The organism is Cellvibrio sp. 25HG11W-0 (assembly GCF_057815475.1).
Genome location: NZ_CM174230.1, coordinates 2,768,295 through 2,787,941, shown reverse-complemented (window position 1 = coordinate 2,787,941; position 19,647 = coordinate 2,768,295). Strand labels below are relative to the sequence as shown.

Annotated in this window: 21 protein-coding genes; 10 read left to right on the top strand and 11 right to left on the bottom strand. The window is 48.0% G+C overall.

The window, feature by feature from the left end:
- The first annotated feature begins 14 nt into the window (after window positions 1–14).
- From lysS to AC0KUT_RS11765, 3 genes are all read left to right on the top strand, one after another.
- Window positions 15–1,508: a lysine--tRNA ligase gene (gene lysS, locus AC0KUT_RS11775; protein WP_488830104.1), complete on the top strand. Its 1,494-nt coding sequence runs from the start codon at window positions 15–17 to the stop codon at window positions 1,506–1,508.
- 731 nt (window positions 1,509–2,239) lie between these two features.
- On the top strand, window positions 2,240–3,211 hold the full coding sequence (gene ltrA, locus AC0KUT_RS11770) for a group II intron reverse transcriptase/maturase (protein ID WP_488830103.1): 972 nt from the start codon (window positions 2,240–2,242) through the stop codon (window positions 3,209–3,211).
- Complete coding sequence (locus AC0KUT_RS11765; protein WP_488830101.1) at window positions 3,208–3,342, top strand: hypothetical protein; 135 nt, start codon at window positions 3,208–3,210, stop codon at window positions 3,340–3,342. The genes ltrA and AC0KUT_RS11765 overlap by 4 nt, the downstream gene beginning before the upstream one ends.
- Window positions 3,343–3,618: 276 nt before the next feature.
- Here AC0KUT_RS11765 and AC0KUT_RS11760 read toward each other — a convergent pair whose 3' ends face one another.
- The 6 genes from AC0KUT_RS11760 to AC0KUT_RS11735 form a co-directional block, all read right to left on the bottom strand.
- Complete coding sequence (locus tag AC0KUT_RS11760; RefSeq protein WP_488835736.1) at window positions 3,619–4,338, bottom strand: TrmH family RNA methyltransferase; 720 nt, start codon at window positions 4,336–4,338, stop codon at window positions 3,619–3,621.
- Between the two features lie 135 nt (window positions 4,339–4,473).
- Window positions 4,474–5,232 (bottom strand): pyridoxine 5'-phosphate synthase, encoded by a 759-nt coding sequence (locus AC0KUT_RS11755; RefSeq protein WP_488830100.1) that lies wholly within the window; start codon window positions 5,230–5,232, stop codon window positions 4,474–4,476.
- On the bottom strand, window positions 5,229–5,879 hold the full coding sequence (locus AC0KUT_RS11750) for a peptidylprolyl isomerase (RefSeq protein WP_488830098.1): 651 nt from the start codon (window positions 5,877–5,879) through the stop codon (window positions 5,229–5,231). The genes AC0KUT_RS11755 and AC0KUT_RS11750 overlap by 4 nt, the downstream gene beginning before the upstream one ends.
- Window positions 5,880–5,892: 13 nt before the next feature.
- Window positions 5,893–6,552 (bottom strand): TIGR04211 family SH3 domain-containing protein, encoded by a 660-nt coding sequence (locus tag AC0KUT_RS11745; RefSeq protein ID WP_488830097.1) that lies wholly within the window; start codon window positions 6,550–6,552, stop codon window positions 5,893–5,895.
- 31 nt (window positions 6,553–6,583) lie between these two features.
- The gene (locus AC0KUT_RS11740) at window positions 6,584–6,883 is read right to left on the bottom strand and encodes a YciI family protein (RefSeq protein WP_488830095.1); all 300 of its coding nucleotides are present in this window, start codon (window positions 6,881–6,883) and stop codon (window positions 6,584–6,586) included.
- 20 nt (window positions 6,884–6,903) lie between these two features.
- Window positions 6,904–7,641, bottom strand: coding sequence for a VC0807 family protein (locus AC0KUT_RS11735; protein ID WP_488835734.1), 738 nt, complete (start codon window positions 7,639–7,641; stop codon window positions 6,904–6,906).
- 92 nt (window positions 7,642–7,733) lie between these two features.
- Between AC0KUT_RS11735 and AC0KUT_RS11730 the strand changes: the two genes are divergently transcribed.
- From AC0KUT_RS11730 to AC0KUT_RS11710, 5 genes are all read left to right on the top strand, one after another.
- Window positions 7,734–8,603 carry a PHP domain-containing protein gene (locus AC0KUT_RS11730; RefSeq protein WP_488830094.1) on the top strand — a complete coding sequence of 290 codons (870 nt, stop codon included), beginning with the start codon at window positions 7,734–7,736 and terminating at the stop codon, window positions 8,601–8,603.
- Window positions 8,604–8,705: 102 nt separating this feature from the next.
- Window positions 8,706–9,332, top strand: coding sequence for an L-threonylcarbamoyladenylate synthase (locus AC0KUT_RS11725; RefSeq protein WP_488830092.1), 627 nt, complete (start codon window positions 8,706–8,708; stop codon window positions 9,330–9,332).
- A 215-nt stretch (window positions 9,333–9,547) separates the two neighbouring features.
- Window positions 9,548–10,378, top strand: a complete 831-nt coding sequence (locus AC0KUT_RS11720; protein WP_488835732.1) for a segregation and condensation protein A — start codon at window positions 9,548–9,550, stop codon at window positions 10,376–10,378.
- Complete coding sequence (gene scpB / locus AC0KUT_RS11715; RefSeq protein ID WP_488830090.1) at window positions 10,375–11,358, top strand: SMC-Scp complex subunit ScpB; 984 nt, start codon at window positions 10,375–10,377, stop codon at window positions 11,356–11,358. The genes AC0KUT_RS11720 and scpB overlap by 4 nt, the downstream gene beginning before the upstream one ends.
- Before the next feature lie 385 nt (window positions 11,359–11,743).
- Window positions 11,744–12,577, top strand: a complete 834-nt coding sequence (locus AC0KUT_RS11710; protein ID WP_488835730.1) for a pseudouridine synthase — start codon at window positions 11,744–11,746, stop codon at window positions 12,575–12,577.
- 132 nt (window positions 12,578–12,709) lie between these two features.
- Here AC0KUT_RS11710 and AC0KUT_RS11705 read toward each other — a convergent pair whose 3' ends face one another.
- The 3 genes from AC0KUT_RS11705 to AC0KUT_RS11695 all read right to left on the bottom strand — a co-directional run bounded on the left by AC0KUT_RS11705 (window position 12,710) and on the right by AC0KUT_RS11695 (window position 16,176).
- Window positions 12,710–13,624, bottom strand: a complete 915-nt coding sequence (locus AC0KUT_RS11705) for a GGDEF domain-containing protein (RefSeq protein ID WP_488830088.1) — start codon at window positions 13,622–13,624, stop codon at window positions 12,710–12,712.
- A 447-nt stretch (window positions 13,625–14,071) separates the two neighbouring features.
- Entirely contained in the window at window positions 14,072–15,472 is a 1,401-nt protein-coding gene (locus AC0KUT_RS11700) for an ATP-binding protein (protein ID WP_488830086.1), read from the bottom strand.
- 8 nt (window positions 15,473–15,480) lie between these two features.
- Window positions 15,481–16,176: a response regulator gene (locus tag AC0KUT_RS11695; RefSeq protein ID WP_488830084.1), complete on the bottom strand. Its 696-nt coding sequence runs from the start codon at window positions 16,174–16,176 to the stop codon at window positions 15,481–15,483.
- A 224-nt stretch (window positions 16,177–16,400) separates the two neighbouring features.
- Between AC0KUT_RS11695 and AC0KUT_RS11690 the strand changes: the two genes are divergently transcribed.
- A complete protein-coding gene (locus tag AC0KUT_RS11690) occupies window positions 16,401–16,895 on the top strand; it encodes a Spy/CpxP family protein refolding chaperone (RefSeq protein WP_488830083.1) in 495 nt (164 codons plus the stop codon).
- Window positions 16,896–17,078: 183 nt separating this feature from the next.
- Window positions 17,079–17,621 carry a flavodoxin gene (locus AC0KUT_RS11685; RefSeq protein WP_488835728.1) on the top strand — a complete coding sequence of 181 codons (543 nt, stop codon included), beginning with the start codon at window positions 17,079–17,081 and terminating at the stop codon, window positions 17,619–17,621.
- Window positions 17,622–17,738: 117 nt separating this feature from the next.
- Here the strand turns inward: AC0KUT_RS11685 and cmoB are convergent, their stop codons facing one another.
- Together cmoB and cmoA are read right to left on the bottom strand one after the other, a co-directional pair.
- Window positions 17,739–18,707 (bottom strand): tRNA 5-methoxyuridine(34)/uridine 5-oxyacetic acid(34) synthase CmoB, encoded by a 969-nt coding sequence (cmoB, locus tag AC0KUT_RS11680; RefSeq protein WP_488835726.1) that lies wholly within the window; start codon window positions 18,705–18,707, stop codon window positions 17,739–17,741.
- 69 nt (window positions 18,708–18,776) lie between these two features.
- Window positions 18,777–19,511: a carboxy-S-adenosyl-L-methionine synthase CmoA gene (cmoA, locus tag AC0KUT_RS11675; RefSeq protein ID WP_488830082.1), complete on the bottom strand. Its 735-nt coding sequence runs from the start codon at window positions 19,509–19,511 to the stop codon at window positions 18,777–18,779.
- Window positions 19,512–19,647: the final 136 nt, after the last annotated feature.

The following is a 19,647-nucleotide window of genomic DNA, read 5'->3' as shown; positions in this document are numbered from 1 at the left end:
GATCAGTGAAGACTATGAGCAACGAAAATACTCCCGCACAGCCAGCGCAAGAAGAAAACAAACTCATTGCGGAGCGTCGCAGTAAGCTTGATGCAATCCGCGAAAAGGGTAATGCCTTCCCCAATGACTTCCGTCGCGGCGACAAAAGCGTCGATCTGCAAGCGACTCATGGTGAAAAGACCAAAGAAGAATTAGAAACGCTCAATCATCAAGTGAGTGTAGCTGGTCGCATTATGGCGAAGCGCGGTCCATTTTTTGTATTGCAAGACGGCGAGGGCAGCATTCAGTTGTACGCTGATAAAGCCGCGCAAGAAGTAATAAAGGAAAAATGGGGCCTGTGGGATTTGGGCGATATCGTTGGCGTAAAAGGCGCGCTACACAAATCAGGTAAGGGTGATTTGTATGTGAACTGCGAGGATTTTAAGCTGCTCACCAAAGCACTGCGCCCGCTACCCGATAAATACCACGGTTTGAATGATCAAGAAATTCGCTATCGCCAGCGCTATGTGGATTTGATAGTAAACCCTGAAGTGCGCGATACCTTCCGTTTGCGCTCTAAGTGCATTAACTTCATTCGTAGCTATATGGTCGGGCGAGATTTCATGGAAGTGGAGACACCCATGCTCCATGTAATTCCCGGTGGCGCATCGGCTAAGCCGTTTGTTACGCATCACAACGCACTGGATATGGAAATGTACTTGCGTATTGCGCCTGAGTTGTATTTGAAGCGTTTGGTTGTTGGTGGTTTTGAACGTGTGTTTGAAATTAACCGCAACTTCCGCAATGAGGGTGTATCGACTCGTCACAATCCAGAATTCACCATGATGGAATTTTATCAAGCCTATGCCGACTACAAAGACTTGATGGATTTAACGGAAGACATGCTGCGTAAAATGTCTCAAGAAGTCATGGGTACGACAGTTTTGAAATACCAAGACAGCGAATATGATTTCGGCAAGCCTTTTACTCGTTTGTCTGTATTTGATGCTGTACTGCAATACAACCCGCACATTAGTGCTGAGCAATTAAGCACTTTGGAAGGCGCGACAGCAGCAGCTAAAGCGCTGGGTATTAAGGTTAAAGACTCTTACGGTTTGGGTAAAATTCATATCGAAATCTTTGAAGAAACAGTTGAACATAAATTGGATCAGCCGACCTTCATTACGGAATACCCAATTGAGGTGTCGCCACTGGCGCGCCGTAGCGATCACAACCCTGCGGTAACCGATCGTTTTGAATTCTTTATTGGCGGCCGTGAATTAGCCAACGGTTTCTCTGAGTTGAATGACGCAGAAGACCAAGCTGAGCGTTTCATGCAGCAAGTGCGCGAAAAAGATGCGGGTGACGATGAGGCTATGCATTACGATGCTGATTTTGTACGTGCACTGGAATACGGTTTGCCGCCTACTGCAGGGCAAGGGATAGGTATTGACCGTTTAATTATGCTGTTTGCGAATGCACCGTCTATTCGCGATGTGCTGCTGTTCCCGCACATGCGCCCAGAGTAAAAGCTTGATAAAAACCAAAAAGGGTGCCGCAGTACCCTTTTTCTTAGTGGTGCGCCGAGCATGGCGACATTCTAGGAGGTGAAAGTCCTCTGTGCGCCTCGTCGAGGAGGAAGCACTAGCCTATGCAAGGGTGTCCATCGTGAGGTGGAATCTGAAGGAGTTGTAGCGCAGCGGAAACCATGAGCGAAGCGAAAGTGACCGAAGGGAACGGTAACCAAATGGCAAAGCAAGGTGATGACGAACAGACAAAAGCGAAGTGTTGAACAGCTTTAGCTGGCCCGAAGGGTAGGAGCGAAGCTAGGTATAAATCAGATAGTTAGGCTGTTACAGCGGGGTAACTTGGCCATAGACAAATAACCCTAACCTCGACCGGACGTGTGTAGCAGTAGATCTGGCGTTGCCTTGTGAAAGATTGTCGTCTTACCTCGGGAGATCTTGTTGTGTGTTTCGCGAGAAACTAATTCGTCAGCGATGGTGAATGATGCATAGCAAGAAGTCAGCAGAGGGCATAGTAGTTATTCGACGTACAAGAATAACGAAGACCTGAACTGGTAGTAGCAAGAAGCAGTGAGTCCGCTCTCTGGGTTGTGGTGCGGCAGCAAAGGGTGAAAAAAAATGAAGCGAGTAGTTTTTTTTCATCGCTCGTTTGTATTGGGTAACGGCGGCACCGAAACTCGATGCAATCAAGAGCAGTAAGCAACATAGGCGAAAAGAAAACACGAGTCTTGATAATGAGTAATGAACTGATGGACGCAATCTGCGCCCCATCAAACTCAAACAGCGCATTCAAACAAGTCAAACGCAACAAAGGCGCAGCAGGTGTGGATCGGTTAACGATTGAAACCACTGAACACTGGTTGCGTTCACACAACAATGCCCGTGAGTTTCGCCAACAACTGCTCGACGGAAACTATCACCCGCAAATGATACGCGGCGTGAAAATCCCCAAGGCCGATGGCAGCGAAAGACAACTGGGCATACCCACCGTACTCGACCGCTGGATACAGCAGGCGATAGCGCAAGTATTAACGCCGCTCTATGAGCCGCACTTCTCGAATTCCAGCTATGGATTTCGCCCGAAGCGCAGCGCGCATGACGCGTTAAAACAAGCGAGTGCCTACGTGAAAAGCGGAAAAGTCTATGTGGTGGATGTGGACTTGGAGAAATATTTTGATAGCGTCAATCATGATCGGTTGATGTCGCGCTTATCGAAAGCAATAAACGATAAGCATGTACTGACATTGATCCGTCGCTATTTAACGGCAGACTTGTTACAAAACGGACTGGTAGAGCAACGACAAAAGGGTACACCGCAGGGCGGTCCCTTGTCGCCTCTGCTATCCAATATTGTATTGGACGAACTGGATAAAGAGCTTGAACGGCGCGGTCACACATTTTGTCGCTACGCCGACGACTGCAACATTTATGTCAGCAGTCAGGCAGCAGCAGAACGGGTCATGACCAGCGTCAAAGGTTTTATCGAAAGCAAACTCAAACTCAAGGTCAACGATCTTAAAAGTGCCTGCGCATTGGTGAGTGAGCGACAATTTCTAGGTTACCGCATTCACAAGAGTGGTGATTTGGCGCTATCGCCGAAGACACAAGTGCGCATGAAGCGACGAGTGAGGGAGCTGACGTACCGAAACCGGGGGCGCGCGTTCGAGCAGGTTATTTCGGAGTTGAATCAATTCTTGAGGGGATGACTGCACTATTTTCGCTTGGCGAGATTAAGCACAAAATTGCAAAGTCTGGACGAATGGATCAGGCGGCGATTGCGGTGTTATCGACTCAAGCAACGCAAGCGAAGCTACAGCATTGCAAGTTGGATTATTAGCTTGGGTGTGAAAGCAACTCTGACGTGGCAGCTGGCCATGTCCTCGAAAGGTTGGTGGCGGTTATCGAGAAATCCAGTGATTAATCAAGCGCTGTCGAATGCATGGTTTAAGGAGCAAGGCTTGTACAGCTTGCGAGAGAATTACGCGTTATTAAATTTACCACCAGAACCGCCGTATGCGACCAACGCATGTACGGTGGTGTGTGAGGACGGAGGCCGTGAGGCCTCCTCCTACTCGATTTTTAACTTTTCAGTTGGGGTTTAAAAATTAAGTGTTTATAGCAAATCTCTAAATGCGATAAGTGCAGCAGTCACTGCGACATTCAGTGACTCGACGCCATTATTCATGGGGATTTTTACTTTTTCTGCGCACAGCGCAAAAACTTCAGCTGAAACACCGTGGGTCTCATTGCCCAAGACATAGATAGCGGGAGTTGTTGGAGTGAAGGTACTAAGTTGTTTTTCGGTATGAGAGGAGAGGGCGCAGGCTACCGCTCCCTTTGCGATGAATTGTTGCAAGGCTTGCGATAGATTTTGACAGCGCAAAATGGGTGCGCGAAAAAGCGTGCCTGCACTGGCTTTAATAACGAGTGGGTCGATCTGCGCATTTCCTTTCATTGGTAACAATATGCCATCGATGTTTCCTGCACAGGCTGAGCGAATAATCATGCCTAAATTTTGTGGGTTGGTGATGCCATCAAGTGCAAGTAGGCGGTAATTTTTCTTGGGGGGCTGCTCTAAAAATTGTTCGAAGGTTTGGTAGCCTGGCAATTGCAGGTCGGCTGCTACTCCTTGGTCTTGAGTGGCATTTTTCGAAATACGCGAAAGAGCGGTGCGCTCGTGATAAAGAATCTCGGCGCCTTTTTTTTGTGCCAAGCTAATAATCTCATCGACAATTGAGGCAGATTTATTGGATTTGGCGAGATGTAGTCGATAAATGCTTACTGATTTATCTTCCAGTGCCTCTAGTACGGTTTTGCGTCCATAAACTGTCATGAGTGAGTCGAAAAAGCGCTTTTTGGCTTTGTAGACTTCTGAGTCTTGGCTAGGCGTTGTTGTTGGGTTTTTATCTGTCACGGGAATGTCTCATGAGTGATCATGGTTTGTTGTGTGCGAGTGAAGGAAAGGCATTTAACCGCAAAGTTTTTTGTATGCGGAGACTGCATTGCTCCAGCCCATGCTGATGGCATCAACGGTCAGTGCGTGACCTATTGAAACTTCGAGCAGTTCAGGGGCTTGGCGAAAATACGTGAGATTTTCTAGATTCAAATCATGTCCGGCATTAAGACCAATACCTATATCGGCGGCATGAGCGGCGGCGGCGTAGTAGCGTTGAAATAGTGTCGTGAAAACGTGATCTCGTTGCGTGTAAGCGGCAGCATAGGGCCCTGTGTAGAGTTCAATTCGGTCAGCGCCGAGCTCTTTTGCTAAGCTAATTTGCTCTACATCTGGGTCCATAAAAAGACTAACGCGTACGCCAGCGTCTTGTAATCGTTGAACGATGGGTTTTAAGTCTCGCGCTGCTTTTTTTAAGTCGAAGCCATGATCGGACGTGAGCTGATCATTGCTGTCGGGTACCAATGTGCATTGTTCGGGGCGAGTATCTTCCACTAGTTTTATAAAACCAGGAAAGTCCCCGATTTTTTCAGCAAAAGGATTGCCTTCTATATTGAATTCAGTGCCTTTGTGGTTAGTAATCAGTTCTTTGATCGCGTAAACATCACCGGGACGAATATGGCGCTGGTCGGGGCGGGGGTGTACGGTTAGGCCGTCGGCTCCAGCGGCTAAACATAGCTCACCATGCTTAACGACACTGGGGTAATTCCCCGGCCGCGAATTGCGAATTAAAGCAATTTTATTCAGGTTGACACTGAGTGCAGTGGGTCTCATGGTGCGGTTACCAATGCATCTTTAATGCGCGAATTTTCCAGGGGTGGCGTGATGACGCTTGCGCTGGTTAGGCGCTCAGCTGAGAGTACACGTATTGCATAGTTAGGTGCTTCAGGATAGGCCCTAAACATACCGCGTGGCTCTTGGGCAATTTTTTCGATAACCTCCATGCCTTCTATAATTTTACCGAACACGGTGTAGCCGGGCTTGGTGTCAGTTGCGTTTAGGCTGGGGTTGGCTTGTAAATTAATATAGAACTGCGAGGTGGCGCTGTCGGGATCTGCAGTGCGTGCCATGGCGAGTGTTTTGTAATCATTGCTAAGGCCATTGAATGATTCATTTTTAATGCCTTTGTTTGTTTCTTTCGCATTAAAATCAAACGTCATGCCGCCGCCTTGTACAACAAAACCGGGTACAACTCGATGGAAAATAGTGCCGTCGTAAAACTTGGTGTCCACATAGTTTAGAAAGTTTTGTGTCGTGATTGGCGCTTCTTTATTGTAAAGCTCGACAACAAAACTCCCTAAATCGGTTTTAATCAATACGCGCGTATTGTCCGCTTTATTTGTGGCAGATGAAGTCGACGCAAAACTTACATTTGCGATCATGAGTAGTGTAAATATAAATGCAATAGATTTTCTTAGCATACTAGTTCGCTCCTTAGCGCCATTCTGATTTGCGCTTGCTGCGGCCAATACCTTGCAGCATAAACGACAATATAATCCCGCCTAAGACTAAAGCGCCGCCGTAGAGCCAATGATTGAAACGATCGGTATCGCGCAATTGATCATTCTCAGCTTTGAGCGCATCGGCTTGTGTTTGCAGAATCTGATTGTCACGCAATACGCGTTGGTGGTCTTCCTCAAGGGTGGTTGCGCTGGTTGCTGCTTGGCGCATATCTTCGGTGTCGCTGAGGAACTGCTGATGCTCTTCTTGCAGTGTAGTGAGTTGCTGCTGCAAATTTTCTTTTTCAAGTTGGAGTGCCGCCTTGTCGCGGTCGTCACTGGTGAGCTTGGCAAGCTGCATGGCGGCAGTGGGTTTGTCTGATAGGTTTTGGCTGCGTACCCAGCCTTCGGTTCCCTCAGGTGTTTTAACCTTGGTCCATGGGCTGTTGTCGGTGCCTAAAGCTTCTTCAATAACGCTTAATCGCGTTCCGCTCACAAGACTTTTTTGCACTATCTCGGCCTGTGGATTTTTATCGCTGCGCACAACAATATAAATAACATCGGATACAAATTTATCGGCGGCAATGGTGTAAGTGCTAAGCAGCGAGCCAAGGCACAAAAAAAGGCCGCAGCCAACATGGGTGATTTTTTTCACTGTAGCTCCAATCAGTTTTGAAACAGGGTTGTTAGGGAAGAACCTTTTTAAAAGGTTTTACGATTACCTTGGCGTAAATACCTGCTGCTACATAGGGGTCTTGGTCGGCCCATGCTTGTGCATCTTGCAATGAAGCAAATTCAGCGACAACTAGGCTGCCAGTAAAGCCTGCCTCGCCAGGGTTGTCGTTATCTATGGCGGGATGAGGGCCAGCAATAAGCAGGCGCCCAGCATCTTGTAAATTTTGTAGGCGCGCTAAGTGAGCAGGTCGAGCGGTCTTGCGAAGTTCTAAGCTGTTGGCTATGTCTTCACTGATAATGGCGTATAACATGAGCGGTCTCGTTGATGAAATTAAGCGTCTGTGCCGTCGTTGATTAATTCTTCCAAGGTTAAGTTGGTAAGCTGTTTAATACTGCGGAAAACGTAAAACAATGTACCCATGAGAATGATCATCATAGGCAGTGCAATAACGGGATAGCTAAGTGCGGTCATTTTTCCTAATTCAGCATTAAATTCAGCGGTGCCTGACGGGCTCAGCAAAATAACTTTAGCCAACACATAATTCAATACAGAAGAAATGAAAAATGAACCTGCGATAAGCAGCGATGCAGTATTGAGTGTGCGTTCAAATTGACGGTGAGAATTATGGAGCGTTAAGGCTTCATCCACTTTGTGGATTTTTAGCACCTTGTCGTTATAGACAAAAACTTTCACCAGGGGGTAGCGTGTCTTGGTGGAGACTAAGGTTGCTATACCCAAGAGTGCAGGAATTGCCGCCTCTTTGATGGCGATATATTTTGCATCGAGATGCAGCAAACTGATGCCGCCAGTGAGCAGTACACTCACAATGCCGAGCGCAGAAAAGCCATTGATTTTACGGTTGCGAATAAAATCCTGTAAACCATAACCAATAGGAAACGCGAGCGCGACGACCAAGCCCCATGTTGGACCTAAATATTCATCGTTGCTGAGCTTGGTCAAAATCAGGGTGGGCAACACAATGTTCATCATCAAGTTGGCCAAAAAGCTTTCTTTTTTGGGTTTGGGAGCGGAATTAGTCGCTTGAGGCGCGTGCTTCTCGGTTACCATAGTGCCTTCAGTGGTAGCGTCCATAGGCTCTTTTGAATCAAGAGTGTCATGGGTCATGGGTTGCCTCAATTGTATTGTTCTGGGGAGTTTGCGTGATTTTTGATCTGCACAGCCACACTCATTTTTCTGATGGTAGCTTAAGCCCTGCCGCACTTGTTGCTCGCGCGAAAGCGCAGGGCGTCGATGTGCTTGCAATAACGGACCACGATACCATAGCTGGTTTGGAGTTTGCACAAAAAGCCGCAGTCGATGAAGGTATAACATTAATTAGCGGTATCGAATTTTCAGGCAGTTGGGGTAAGGGTGGCGTACATATTGTAGGCCTTGGGCTTGATGTGAATTCCGTCGCGCTCAATGCTGCTATAAAGTTTCAAGAAGATGCGCGCAATAGTCGTGCTCAGGCAATAGCTGAGCGGCTGGTTAGAGCGGGCTTTCCAGATGCGCTCGCCGGTGCCCAAGCTTTAGCGGGCGAGGGCTCCATAGGTCGACCACATTTTGCACAATACTTGGTGGCCATAGGTGCAGTTAAAAATATTAATGCTGCGTTCAAAAAATATTTGGGCGCGGGCAAGTCGGCAGATGTTAAATATCAGTGGCCTAATATGTCACAAATCATTGAGTGGATTCATCAGGCGGGTGGGGTTGCTGTATTGGCCCATCCGGCAAAATATGCACTTACGCGGACTAAAATGTGCGCCATGATCAGCGATTTTGCGCAAGCAGGGGGTGATGCGCTGGAGATAGTGAGCGGTTATCAAGAGCAAAGCTTAACCAATGACTTGATTCGGATTGCTACTAAGCATCAGTTACACGGCTCCTGCGGTTCAGATTTTCACTACCCAGATCAGCCTTGGCAGGAATTGGGGCGTTTTTTACCTATGCCAAATAGCATTCCGCCGGTTTGGGAGTTGTTAGGTTACAATTTGCCGCTTTCAGACGCGCAGCTTCAAACAATTCAGTAAATCGACCGAGCTTCAGTTGCGTTATTATTTCTGAATTTAAAAGAGCCATTGCATGGATTTAGTGCTGGCTCTACAAATACGTATTTTGTAGGAGGTGCCAAAATGGCACAGTTTTTTCAGATTCACCCCGAAAATCCACAGGCGCGCTTAATTGTGCAAGCGGCAGATATTATTCGCAAAGGTGGCTTAGTCGTCTACCCGACAGATTCTGCTTACGCCTTGGGGTGTCATATCGGTGATAAAGACGCTCTAGAGCGCATTCGCAGCTTGCGCAAGCTCGATAAAAATCACAACTTCACCCTCATGTGTCGTGACTTGTCGGAGCTGGCGACCTATGCGCGGGTTGATAATCGCGATTTTCGTTTACTCAAAAATCACACGCCTGGAGCCTACACCTTTATTTTAGAGGCGACCGCCGATGTGCCGCGGCGCTTGATGCACCCTAAGCGTAAGACTATAGGCTTGCGTGTTCCTGATAACGCTATAGCGCTCGCGCTCTTGGCGGAATTGGGTGAGCCGCTTATGACGAGCAGTTTATTGTTACCGGGTGAAGAGTTCCCCATGACCGACCCCTACGACATGCGCGACATCCTTGAGCACCATGTAGAGCTGATCATCGATGGTGGTTATTGTGGGCTGGAACCAACAACGGTTATTGATTTGACTGGCGATGCGCCTGAATTGATTCGCCAAGGTAAGGGTGACTTCTCGGTATTTGAGGTTAACTAACTGAAATTAAAAGATATTATTAGTTTTTGCCACGGTGCTGTCAGCATCTAGGCATTATGGCTATAATGCCCTCCTTAATTTAAGTGCGGCCTTTTGTCGCCTTATACTTTTATTTTCTGTCAGAGTTTTTCTGTGTGAGCCAAACCCTTGAACCACAAGACGCTGATTTGCTCGGCGATCAAACAACCGCCGCTGAAGCGGTTGTTGGTGAGGCTTTGCCTGATGCAGCTGAAACCGTTGTTGACCTAGGTCCTAAACAGCCTCAACAAGGTGAAATGCCGTTCGCCATGGTTCATGGTAAGGCCTACACCCAGTTACCTAACGATTTGTATATTCCGCCGGATGCGCTAGAGGTATTTCTCGAGGCGTTCGAAGGGCCCTTAGATTTATTGCTCTACCTTATTCGGCGTCAAAATATTGATATTCTCGATATCAATGTGTCGGAAATTACCACTCAGTATATGGCCTATGTTGAATTGATGGATGTGAGTCAATTTGAGTTAGCCGCTGAATATTTGGTGATGGCCGCCATGCTGGCTGAGATTAAGTCGCGTATGTTGCTACCGCGCTCTGCGACAGAAGAGGAAGAGGACGATGATCCACGCGCTTCGCTGATTCGTCGTCTGCAAGAATACGAGCGCTTTAAGCAAGCTGCTGAAGATATAAACGAGCTGCCGCGCATGACGCGGGATCTTCATCAGGCCGTAGCTACGCCGCCAGATCGCAATTTGACACGCCCTGACCCAGAGGTTGAGCTCAAAGAGATTTTACTGGCGCTTGGCGAAGTTTTGCGCCGTGCAGATATGTTTGAAAGCCATCATGTGTCGAAAGAGCGCCTCTCTACTCGCGAACGCATGGCGCAGGTGTTGGATAAGTTGGCGCATCAACACTTCGTACCTTTTGTAAGCCTCTTTACGCTAGAAGAAGGTCGCCTCGGCGTAGTAGTCACCTTTTTGGCCGTTATGGAATTGATTAAGGAGTCTCTTGTCGAGATTGTGCAAAGTGACTCCTTCGGACCCATTCATGTTAAAGCTAGAACACAATGATTAACCAAACTGAACCTGATGATGTGCACGACCTTGACTCTGATACAGATATGCAAGAGTTAGAGGGTACACCCGATACTGATGCTGTATTGGCTGCGCGTGAAGCTCTGCTTGAAGGCACCATGCAAGAGGAGGAGTCTGCGACTGTTCCCGTGACGCAGCAGCCTGTTGATACCGACATGCTGCGTAAAATAGTCGAGGGGGCAATTTTGGCCGCCTCTCAACCGCTTACGATTGCACGTCTTTTGGAACTGTTTGATCCAGAAGTGGCTCCCTCAAAGGATGAGATACAGCAAGCGCTGGACGCTATTCAACATGACAGCGTTGAGCGCGGTTTTGAGTTGAAGGAAGTGGCTTCAGGCTGGCGTTTTCAAGTGCGCGAAGAGTTGGCACCTTGGGTAAATCGCCTCTGGGATGAAAAGCCGCAGAAATACTCCCGTGCACTGCTCGAAACTCTTGCGTTAATCGCCTATCGTCAACCTATTACTCGTGGCGATATTGAAGAGATTCGTGGCGTGGCGGTGAGCTCACACATAGTAAAGACCTTGCTGGAGCGCGATTGGGTTAAGGTAGTCGGGCATCGTGATGTGCCGGGCCGTCCGTCGCTCTATGCAACGACGCGTCAATTTTTAGATTATTTCAATTTAAAAAGTTTGGAAGATTTACCTTCGTTAAGTGAGATTCGCGATTTAGATGACTTAAATCCGGTACTTAATTTAGGTGATGTTGAGGGTTTAGGCGAAAAAGATACAGATGCCCCCATCCCCGATGAAACCACGGCCGTGGCATTGGATGACTTGACCGCTGAAGCGTCGCAAGCTGATGCAGAAGAAGTGTTTGTTGAGGGTGAAGATGCATTTGAACCTGTTGTTGAGTCGGTTGCTACTAAGCTGCCGTTAGACAGCGACACTAATGAACTTGAGCCGGAGCAAGACCCAGCCACTCAAGCGGATATCAATGAGGAAAATAGCAGCACCTAAGGTGCTGAAAACAAGTATGGTAAAGAAAACTCACACAGATCATTCTGATCACTCTACCCGGGCTGTGAAGCCAGTAGTTGCCGGCAAAAAAAAATCTGCACCCGCGTCGGCAAAAACCACTTCTCATACTGAAAAACGCACCCCGAATCGCGCTGAGCGTCGCAGTGATGGTCGCCCTGCCAAACCTGCAGCGGGTGGCGATACGTCATCACGCGGCGAAGCGCACGGTTCACAGCAGCTGCCGAAAGGTTCAGCACCTAAAGCAGGTAGCCTAAAGCCTAGAGTGCAAAAACCACGAGTATTGGTAGAAAACTCTGTTGAAGATACACTTGAGAATGCCGCGCCTACCGATGAAAAGCTGCAAAAAGTGCTCGCACGCGCAGGCATGGGTTCGCGCCGTGAAATGGAGCGCGCCATAGAGGCAGGTTCGGTCAAGGTGAATGATCGCATTGCAACTCTGGGTGATCGCGTTAGCGCTCAAGACAAAATTTTTGTGAATGGGCAGCGTGTGCTCATGCGTGCTGAAGCAACCCGTCGCCGCGTTATTCTGTATAACAAACCTGAAGGTGAAATCTGTTCGCGCTCAGATCCAGAGGGTCGCCCAACCGTTTATTCTCATTTGCCACCCTTGGCGGGTGAGCGCTGGATCTCTGTAGGTCGATTGGATTTTAATACCAGTGGTTTGCTGCTGTTTACCAATGACGGTGAGCTAGCCAATAAATTGATGCACCCTTCATCGGTGATTGATCGTGAGTACTTGGTACGTATTCAAGGTGATGTGACCGATGAGATGAAGAAAAACTTATTGAAAGGTGTGGCACTGGACGATGGTGTTGCGCGCTTTACTGATATCGTTGACGGTGCAGGTGAGTCCCGTAACCGTTGGTTCTACTGCGTGGTAATGGAAGGGCGTAATCGTGAAGTGCGTCGTCTGTGGGAATCACAAGGCGTGAAAGTAAGCCGACTGAAGCGTGTGCGCTATGCGAATATTTTTATTCCATCGCATGTACGCGTTGGTCAATGGATTGAGCTAAGCGAAAAAGAAATAAATGATTTGTGTATGACAGCTGGTTTTGATAGCTCGAGCTATACACGCATTATGGAGCCTTCGCGCGATGATAAAATTAAGCAGGAGCGTCACGATAAAAAATTGCGTGCATCAACTGCACCGCCTAAGCGTGCGAAAACACCTGCGCGCAAGCGTCCACCGCAGGCTTAGACAGTAGTTAATATTCGCGACACTGCTATACAAAAAAACATAAAAAAACCGAATCAGCGATGATTCGGTTTTTTTATGTTTTGAGTAAAAATGTTTCTAAAGTATAGGTACTTAGTTGAGGGGGGAATAGGTTTAAACATTTACCTGCGCATTACTGGTAATCACGCAATTCCTACCAGCGTCTTTAGCAGCGTAGAGTGCCTTGTCAGCCCGTTCAAATAAATTGTCGATATGTTCTTGCTGATCGTGATCGCGCGTCGCAACTCCAATACTCACCGTAGCTTTGAGGGCAATGCCATTGGCGTTAATTGCAGTGTCTGCAATCGCTTGGCGAATTCGATCGGCAATAATGACAGCGCCACTGGTAGGGGTTTTGCCGAGGACTACGACAAACTCTTCTCCACCATAGCGGAAAGTCACATCTGAACCGCGACAAACGCCTTGAATTGTCTGTGCGATTTCGCGCAGGACTTGGTCACCGCGATTATGCCCATATTGATCGTTAATGGCTTTGAAGTGATCGACATCGATCATCAGCAGCGATAGCTCGTGGTGATGCCGTTCAGCGAGTTGCAATTCGCGCCGCAGAGCCGTGTCCAAAGCACTGCGATTGCCGAGCATTGTGAGTGGGTCGATAAGCGCCATACGGGTCGCTGCTTGGTAGCGCAAGGCATTGCGCAAAGGGTAAACCAAGCTACCTAAGAGTACTTCAAGGCTACTGAGTTCCTCTTCGCTAAACCGTTTGCCGCGGCTAAAAATAATTTCGCCTAGATAACCTTCTGCTGTATTCAAGCGATAGTCACAATGATGCAGGCCACTGCGGCCGCAATTCACTACCTCTTCAGCCTCTGCAAAGGTGAAACTAAGCCCTGCGACACTGACTAAGCTTTTTAGATTTTTAAAGAATAACTCAATGATGTCGCGCGGCTCTAAGCTCATTTGTAGCGCCTGCAGCAATTTGTACCGGCCTACCAGCTCCTGCTCGTGAGAGAGCGGCATAAGCGCAATAGGATTGCTATTGGTGGCGTTAGGAGTGGTCGTTACCATAGTCATGTCCCGCATAGTGGTTACCTGTCGCACTAGATTGAGATGGATAGCAGAGGCAATACATTGCCGCTTAAGCCAGACTCTTTGTTTATGTTGGCGTCCAATTCACGCCTATGTAAGGTAATTAGCGAAAACCATGCCATTTGCAGGGGGAATTAAAAAATCTATATAAAACAGTATGTTGGCTTTATGTTTGGATGTGGGTTGTAATTGGCTTCAGTAGAATCGCCAAAAAAGCAGCGTTAGTTGAGTGGGTTTGAGGAAGGAATTCGCCGCCAGTCAAGGCTTTGTCGGTGGGGTTTTGTTGGCGAAGGGCAGTGAGGATTACAGGGAGGTTAAATCTGAACAAAGAAGGTGTATTGGTCGAGTTTGGCTTTCTCCTATTAAGAGTTGACTGATCTTAGAGTTATTTGAACCTAAGGCTTTAATGATCGAAAACGATAAATTTTAAGTCTCGCAAATCGTATCGAGTTGCACACTTATGGCGAGTCCGCCGCCAGGATTATTACTGGCCCAGATGCGCCCGCCTTGGTGCAACGAAACACTGCGATAGGCAATGGCAAGCCCTAGACCATAGCCGCCGCTTTCGCGCGCGCGCGCTTGATCGGTACGGAAGAAGGGTTGGAATATATCATCAAGGGACTCTTCTGCGACGCCCGGTCCTTGGTCACTGATGCGCACGCGAAATTGCTCACCGCGCTTGGCGGGTTCTAGGTCAATGGTGATGGTGGAGTTTAGGGGTGTATAGAGCAGTGCATTGCGTAAAATATTTTCAAAGACGCCTAACAGCATATTGCCATGGGTGGATACTAGTGCTTCCTCTAAATGTGTATTTAATACAATTGCGACCTGTTTCTCATCAGCTTCAGCTTGGTAGTTGTCCATCAGCATTTGCAGCAAACAGCGTAAATCGACTACGTCATCGAGCACCCAGCTGTCTTGCCCTTGAACGGGGAGGGAGAGAATGTCAGTAATAATATTATTGAGATAGTCAGCGGCTTGTTTAATTTTTTCTAGCTCTGCATCAACTATGCCCTGGCTGCGAGATTGAGCCAAGGCTAAGGCTACTTGCAAGCGAGCTAGAGGCGAGCGCAGTTCGTGTGATACATCCTTAATCAAGCGTTTTTGTTCTTGCATGGACTTTTCAAGGCGTTCGGTCATGTGATCAAAGTCGCGCCCGAGAGCGGCAATTTCATCTTTGCGACCATAAAATTGACGGCCGATTCTGACGCTAAGATCGCCGCGTGCAATTTGTTGGGTGGCTTTTTGGAGTGTGTTAATGCTGCGGGTGAAGTGGCGCGCGAGAAAAAAACAAGCGCTGCCACTCACTAAAATGGATACCAGCAGCAGCGGCCAAATATTATTGATAAAAAGTTCCCAGATGATATCGCGGTCTGGCCCTTCATCGCGCCCAGCAGAAATGGTAATTAATTTGACGCTGTTGCCATCATTAAGGGTGATATAGCGCCCAAAGAGCTTACGGTTGCGATCCTGTACCTTATCGAAAGGGTGTTTGATGGTGAGGCGCGGCGCTAAAAACATAACGCCGGGTGGCAGGGGGCGATCCAATAAATCGCGATTTTCTTTGTCGACCACAAACACAAAGCGGGTCGACCAGCTGGGCATGGATTCTAAATCTTGAATAAGCTGACGGGTATTGCGATTGACCGCATTACCCACCAGTTGGAACAGCAGGCGTTTGGCAGGTTCATCATCGGTGGTGCCCGAGTGTTGTAAATTGCCGTCAGGGGTTATGTCAAACCAGTGCACAACAATGTTGGTGCCCACAATGATGACCGCGGTAATGAGCCAAAACGTAAAGAAAATCTTGAGGTAAAGTCGGGTCATCAATTCGGTTAATCGTCATTCATGGTGAGCATGTAGCCAGCGCCGCGCACATTGATAATAAGATCTTTGGTAGAACCGGCGGCGGTAATTTTTTTACGGATATTGCTGACGTGTACGTCAATACTGCGGTCATAGGGTGTGAGTTTACGATTGAGCGCCTGCTCGGTCATTTCATCTTTGCTAATGACTTGCCCTGCACGGCGCACTAAAATTTCTAGCACACTAAATTCGGTACCCGTGAGCGGAACATCTTGCGCCTCCCAGGTAACGCTACGAGTGCCGAGATGCAGTGATAGCTTGCCGGATGTGAGTCTCTCGATATTGGGTGTGCTGGCTTCTTTAGGGGCTGCGCGGCGCAAAATAGCGCGAATGCGTGCGACTAATTCCCGCGGATCGCAAGGTTTGGAAAGATAATCGTCGGCACCAATTTCCAAGCCTATGACTCTATCCACGGTATCGCCCTTGGCTGTGAGCATGAGCACGGGGGTCTGATGGCGTTGACGAATGCTTTTGAGCACTTCAAAGCCGTTGCGAATAGGAAGCATCACATCCAGTACTATAGCGGCGTAGTCGTTATTGAGCCCTAGGTCTAGCGCTACCTGGCCGTCATGGGCCATATCAACACTAAAGCCTTCGGTATTTAGGTACTCACCGAGTAGTTGGCAGAGTTCTTGGTCATCATCAATAAGGAGAACTTTCAGCATAGTCTGTGTAACACCCTTGAAATTATTTGGCGCCGAGTGTGCATGAGCGTGGCACGAGAGTCATGATTCTTGTGGAATCGTTAACCATTCTTAACAGTATAGGGTAGATAATCACTACAGCTACTCCACAGCGAAAAATCAAGTTGGTGGCGACCGTTTTACTTCGCACGGTGGAATCTAGTCAACATGAACAATTTGTTATCAATTTATGATTGGAGATTACTATGAAAAAATTATCACACTTAGGTATGGCAACGTTCCTGCTGGGCGCAATGACCATAAGCTCGGTAAGTTTCGCGGGTGAACACGGCGATAGAAAAATGTGTTCAGGTCATCATGCGCAACATGGTGCAGAATTTGGTGGGCAAGGTAAAGACGTTAAGCGTTTAGGTAAAGCCTTAGATTTAACTGTAGAGCAAAAAGCGACCTTAAAGACTCAACGTGAAGCGACAAAAGAACAGCAAAAACAAAGTATGACAGCACTACATGCAGCGCATAAGGCTTTAATGGATGCTGCCGATGCAGGGGCTAAACCAGCCGAATTAACAGTCTTGGCGAATAACTTGGGTAAGCTGCAAGGGCAGCAGGCACTAGCACGTGCTCAGGCGCAACAGCAGTTCATCGCGATATTAACGCCAGAGCAGAAGCAAAAAATGATCGAATTAAAAGCTAAGCGTGAGGCCAAAATGGCTGAGCGTAAGGAAAAACGTGAATCTTGATCGCTCGGCCAGATTGATTTTTTAGCAGCACATACCTCTGAGGAAACCTTGCCCTGCTATTGCGGGGCTTTTTTGTTTTAAGGTGGTACTCAACTAATTTCAGCGAACGTCGCTTGCATGCGTGGGCTAATGTTGGGAAAATCCGCGCCTAAATGTTTTTCCCCTACAGCGATTGAGGTGATTGTGGCCAATATAGGTCTATTTTTTGGTAGTGACGAAGGTAATACCGAGCGTGTTGCCTACCGTATTCAAGCGCGTTTGGGTAAGGACGTGGTGGATGTGAAGGATATTGCTGATGTGACTCAGCTCGACTTTGCCGACTACGACAAAATTATTTTGGGCATACCTACCTGGGATTTCGGCCAAATTCAGTCCGACTGGGAAGAGTTTTGGGACGACATAGCCGCGGTAGATTTTTCTGGTAAGCAAGTCGCACTCTTTGGCTTGGGTGATCAGTTCGGCTACGGGGACTATTTTCTCGATGCGATGGGCATGCTCCACGATGTCATTATTCAAACGGGTCCTGAAATCGTCGGCCATTGGTCTACCGAAGGTTATGAGTTTGAGGCATCCAAAGCTGAAATACCGGGTGCTGGACTTTTTGTAGGTTTAGCCTTGGACGAAGATCAGCAAGAGAACCTCAGCGCTGAGCGTCTTAACCGTTGGTGTGTGCAAATTCATACCGAATTTGGTTTGGATTCTGAGATTGATGCGTTGGATGATTAACGCGTTGAGCGATGCAGGACATAAGAAAAATGGCGCTACGAGGCGCCATTTTTTTATTCTTTATCTTTACTGTTTTCCACCAAAATCTATTTGTGGCTCGTGTTATTTTCCACCAGTTTAGGCTTCTGCAATAAATACCGCGCGAACAGGTGCCGGATGGCCTTCAGCGGTAAGAGCAGGGTTTTGAGGGTCTAAAAATTCTGGTAGTGAATGAAAGCGCATCCAGTGAGTGGCGCGCTGTTCTTGCGTGGTGGTGGGGCATACATCCACAACGCGGGGATTTTTAAATCCCATTTTGCGCATCCAAGCGAGCATAGTGTCGCAGCTCGGTAAAAACCATACATTTCCCATCATCGCATAGCGGCCTTCGGGCACCAATACGTCGCCGAGCTCTCCTTCTATCACTAAGGTTTCCAGCACTAATTGACCACCGGGGCGCAGGGCTTCACGCAGTTCGCGTAGGTGATCCATCGGTGAGCGGCGGTGATAAAACACGCCCATGGAAAATACCGTATCAAATGCTTGCAGCTTTTCCGGTAACTCTTCTATGCCCAGTGGCAACACATCAATGGGGTGCTCGGCGCCTGCAAAATGCTTAATTGCTTGAAACTGGACCACAAAACGAGGTGATGGATCTATTCCTATTACCCGCTGAGCGCCAGCACCGAGCATGCGCCAGCAGTGATAACCATTGCCGCAGCCTACATCCAAAATCAGACGATCTTTTAGTGGGGCCAAAAAGGGTAGGACGCGTTCCCACTTCCAGTCTGAGCGCCATTCTGTATCAATATGAATATCATGGACAAAGTAAGGGCCTTTGCGCCAGGGGATCAATTCTTCTAGTGCACTGCGAATGTGGTCGCGGGTTGCCTGCGGGATATCCTGCTCGGCGCCTATGGTGACTGAGCCATTAAAATCCAGCCTAGAGGCATCGACCTGGGGCAGTTTGGCGAGTGATTTTTTCCATCCCGCCAAGTCGCCATAACGCTTTTCATCCAACCCTGCGGCAATTTGTTGGGGCAGTATTTCTGCCCAAGGGGCGAGAGGGGTGTCTTTTAAAGCGGCTAAGAGCAAGTCGTAATTCATCATAAACAGCAAAATATCAGTCGGTTAACAGCGGGCTAGTGTAGGGGTAAAAATATCGCGCAGCAGAGTTTATTTAATGGCGATAATCGAGGCGAAATTAAAGCATTGAAACCAAACGTCCACGCTTTGAAAGCCTGCGGCGCGCAAACGTTGGCGATGGGCTTGCAGGGTTTCAGGAATCAGATAGTTTTCAATAGACGTGCGTTTTTGGGCGATTTCTAACTCACTGTAGCCATTAGCCCGCTTAAAGTTGTGGTGTAACTCGGTCATCAGTTGTTGATGGGGCGCATCATCAAAGGCGACTTTTTCAGACAGTATGAGTACGCCGTTTGGGAGTAAGCCGCGATAAATATTTTCCAGCAGCGGTAAACGCTCCTCTATCGCAATAAATTGCAGAGTGAAATTGAGGACGGCCATGGACGCGTGATCAAGCACGACATCTTGAATATTTGCCGCAATTAATTCGACGGGAATTTCACCGCTGTCGGCGGCAATGACTTGCGCGCAGCGCGCTAGCATCGCCGCTGAGTTATCGACACCCACAATGCTGCAGTCGGCTACTTGAATGCGATGGCGCAATGCAAGGGTTGCCGCACCCAGGGAGCAGCCTAAATCATAACAGCGGCTTTGCGGCTGCGCGTAGCGCTCTGCTAAGTTGCCAATCATATTAATGATAGTGGCGTAACCGGGCACTGAACGTTTAATCATATCGGGGAAAACATCAACTACGGTTTGATCAAATGCGAACTGGCTAACCTGCGCCAAGGGATTGGCATAAAGGGTGTCTGTTTTATGTTGATTCATGATGTAGACCGTTCGTTGACTAATTTGGTTGGCATTTAAGCATCGCGCATTGTAACCCTCTCTTTATGTGACAACAAATTATCAGTTTCATCAAACCGTCATATTGGGGGGTAAAGATTCGCCATTAAATAGGTTC

Bases quoted from the DNA above. Each gene is read 5' to 3' on its own strand.
- cmoA (WP_488830082.1), bottom strand. From the start codon at position 19,511: ATGAATCAACATAAAACAGACACCCTTTATGCCAATCCCTTGGCGCAG.
- ltrA (WP_488830103.1), top strand. From the start codon at position 2,240: ATGAGTAATGAACTGATGGACGCAATCTGCGCCCCATCAAACTCAAAC.
- AC0KUT_RS11760 (WP_488835736.1), bottom strand. From the start codon at position 4,338: ATGACAGTTTATGGACGCAAAACCGTACTAGAGGCACTGGAAGATAAA.
- AC0KUT_RS11750 (WP_488830098.1), bottom strand. From the start codon at position 5,879: ATGCTAAGAAAATCTATTGCATTTATATTTACACTACTCATGATCGCA.
- AC0KUT_RS11690 (WP_488830083.1), top strand. From the start codon at position 16,401: ATGAAAAAATTATCACACTTAGGTATGGCAACGTTCCTGCTGGGCGCA.
- AC0KUT_RS11755 (WP_488830100.1), bottom strand. From the start codon at position 5,232: ATGAGACCCACTGCACTCAGTGTCAACCTGAATAAAATTGCTTTAATT.
- cmoB (WP_488835726.1), bottom strand. From the start codon at position 18,707: ATGAATTACGACTTGCTCTTAGCCGCTTTAAAAGACACCCCTCTCGCC.
- AC0KUT_RS11710 (WP_488835730.1), top strand. From the start codon at position 11,744: ATGGGTTCGCGCCGTGAAATGGAGCGCGCCATAGAGGCAGGTTCGGTC.
- lysS (WP_488830104.1), top strand. From the start codon at position 15: ATGAGCAACGAAAATACTCCCGCACAGCCAGCGCAAGAAGAAAACAAA.
- AC0KUT_RS11695 (WP_488830084.1), bottom strand. From the start codon at position 16,176: ATGCTGAAAGTTCTCCTTATTGATGATGACCAAGAACTCTGCCAACTA.
- AC0KUT_RS11735 (WP_488835734.1), bottom strand. From the start codon at position 7,641: ATGGTAACCGAGAAGCACGCGCCTCAAGCGACTAATTCCGCTCCCAAA.
- AC0KUT_RS11725 (WP_488830092.1), top strand. From the start codon at position 8,706: ATGGCACAGTTTTTTCAGATTCACCCCGAAAATCCACAGGCGCGCTTA.
- scpB (WP_488830090.1), top strand. From the start codon at position 10,375: ATGATTAACCAAACTGAACCTGATGATGTGCACGACCTTGACTCTGAT.
- AC0KUT_RS11705 (WP_488830088.1), bottom strand. From the start codon at position 13,624: ATGGTAACGACCACTCCTAACGCCACCAATAGCAATCCTATTGCGCTT.
- AC0KUT_RS11765 (WP_488830101.1), top strand. From the start codon at position 3,208: ATGACTGCACTATTTTCGCTTGGCGAGATTAAGCACAAAATTGCAAAG.
- AC0KUT_RS11700 (WP_488830086.1), bottom strand. From the start codon at position 15,472: ATGACCCGACTTTACCTCAAGATTTTCTTTACGTTTTGGCTCATTACC.
- AC0KUT_RS11740 (WP_488830095.1), bottom strand. From the start codon at position 6,883: ATGTTATACGCCATTATCAGTGAAGACATAGCCAACAGCTTAGAACTT.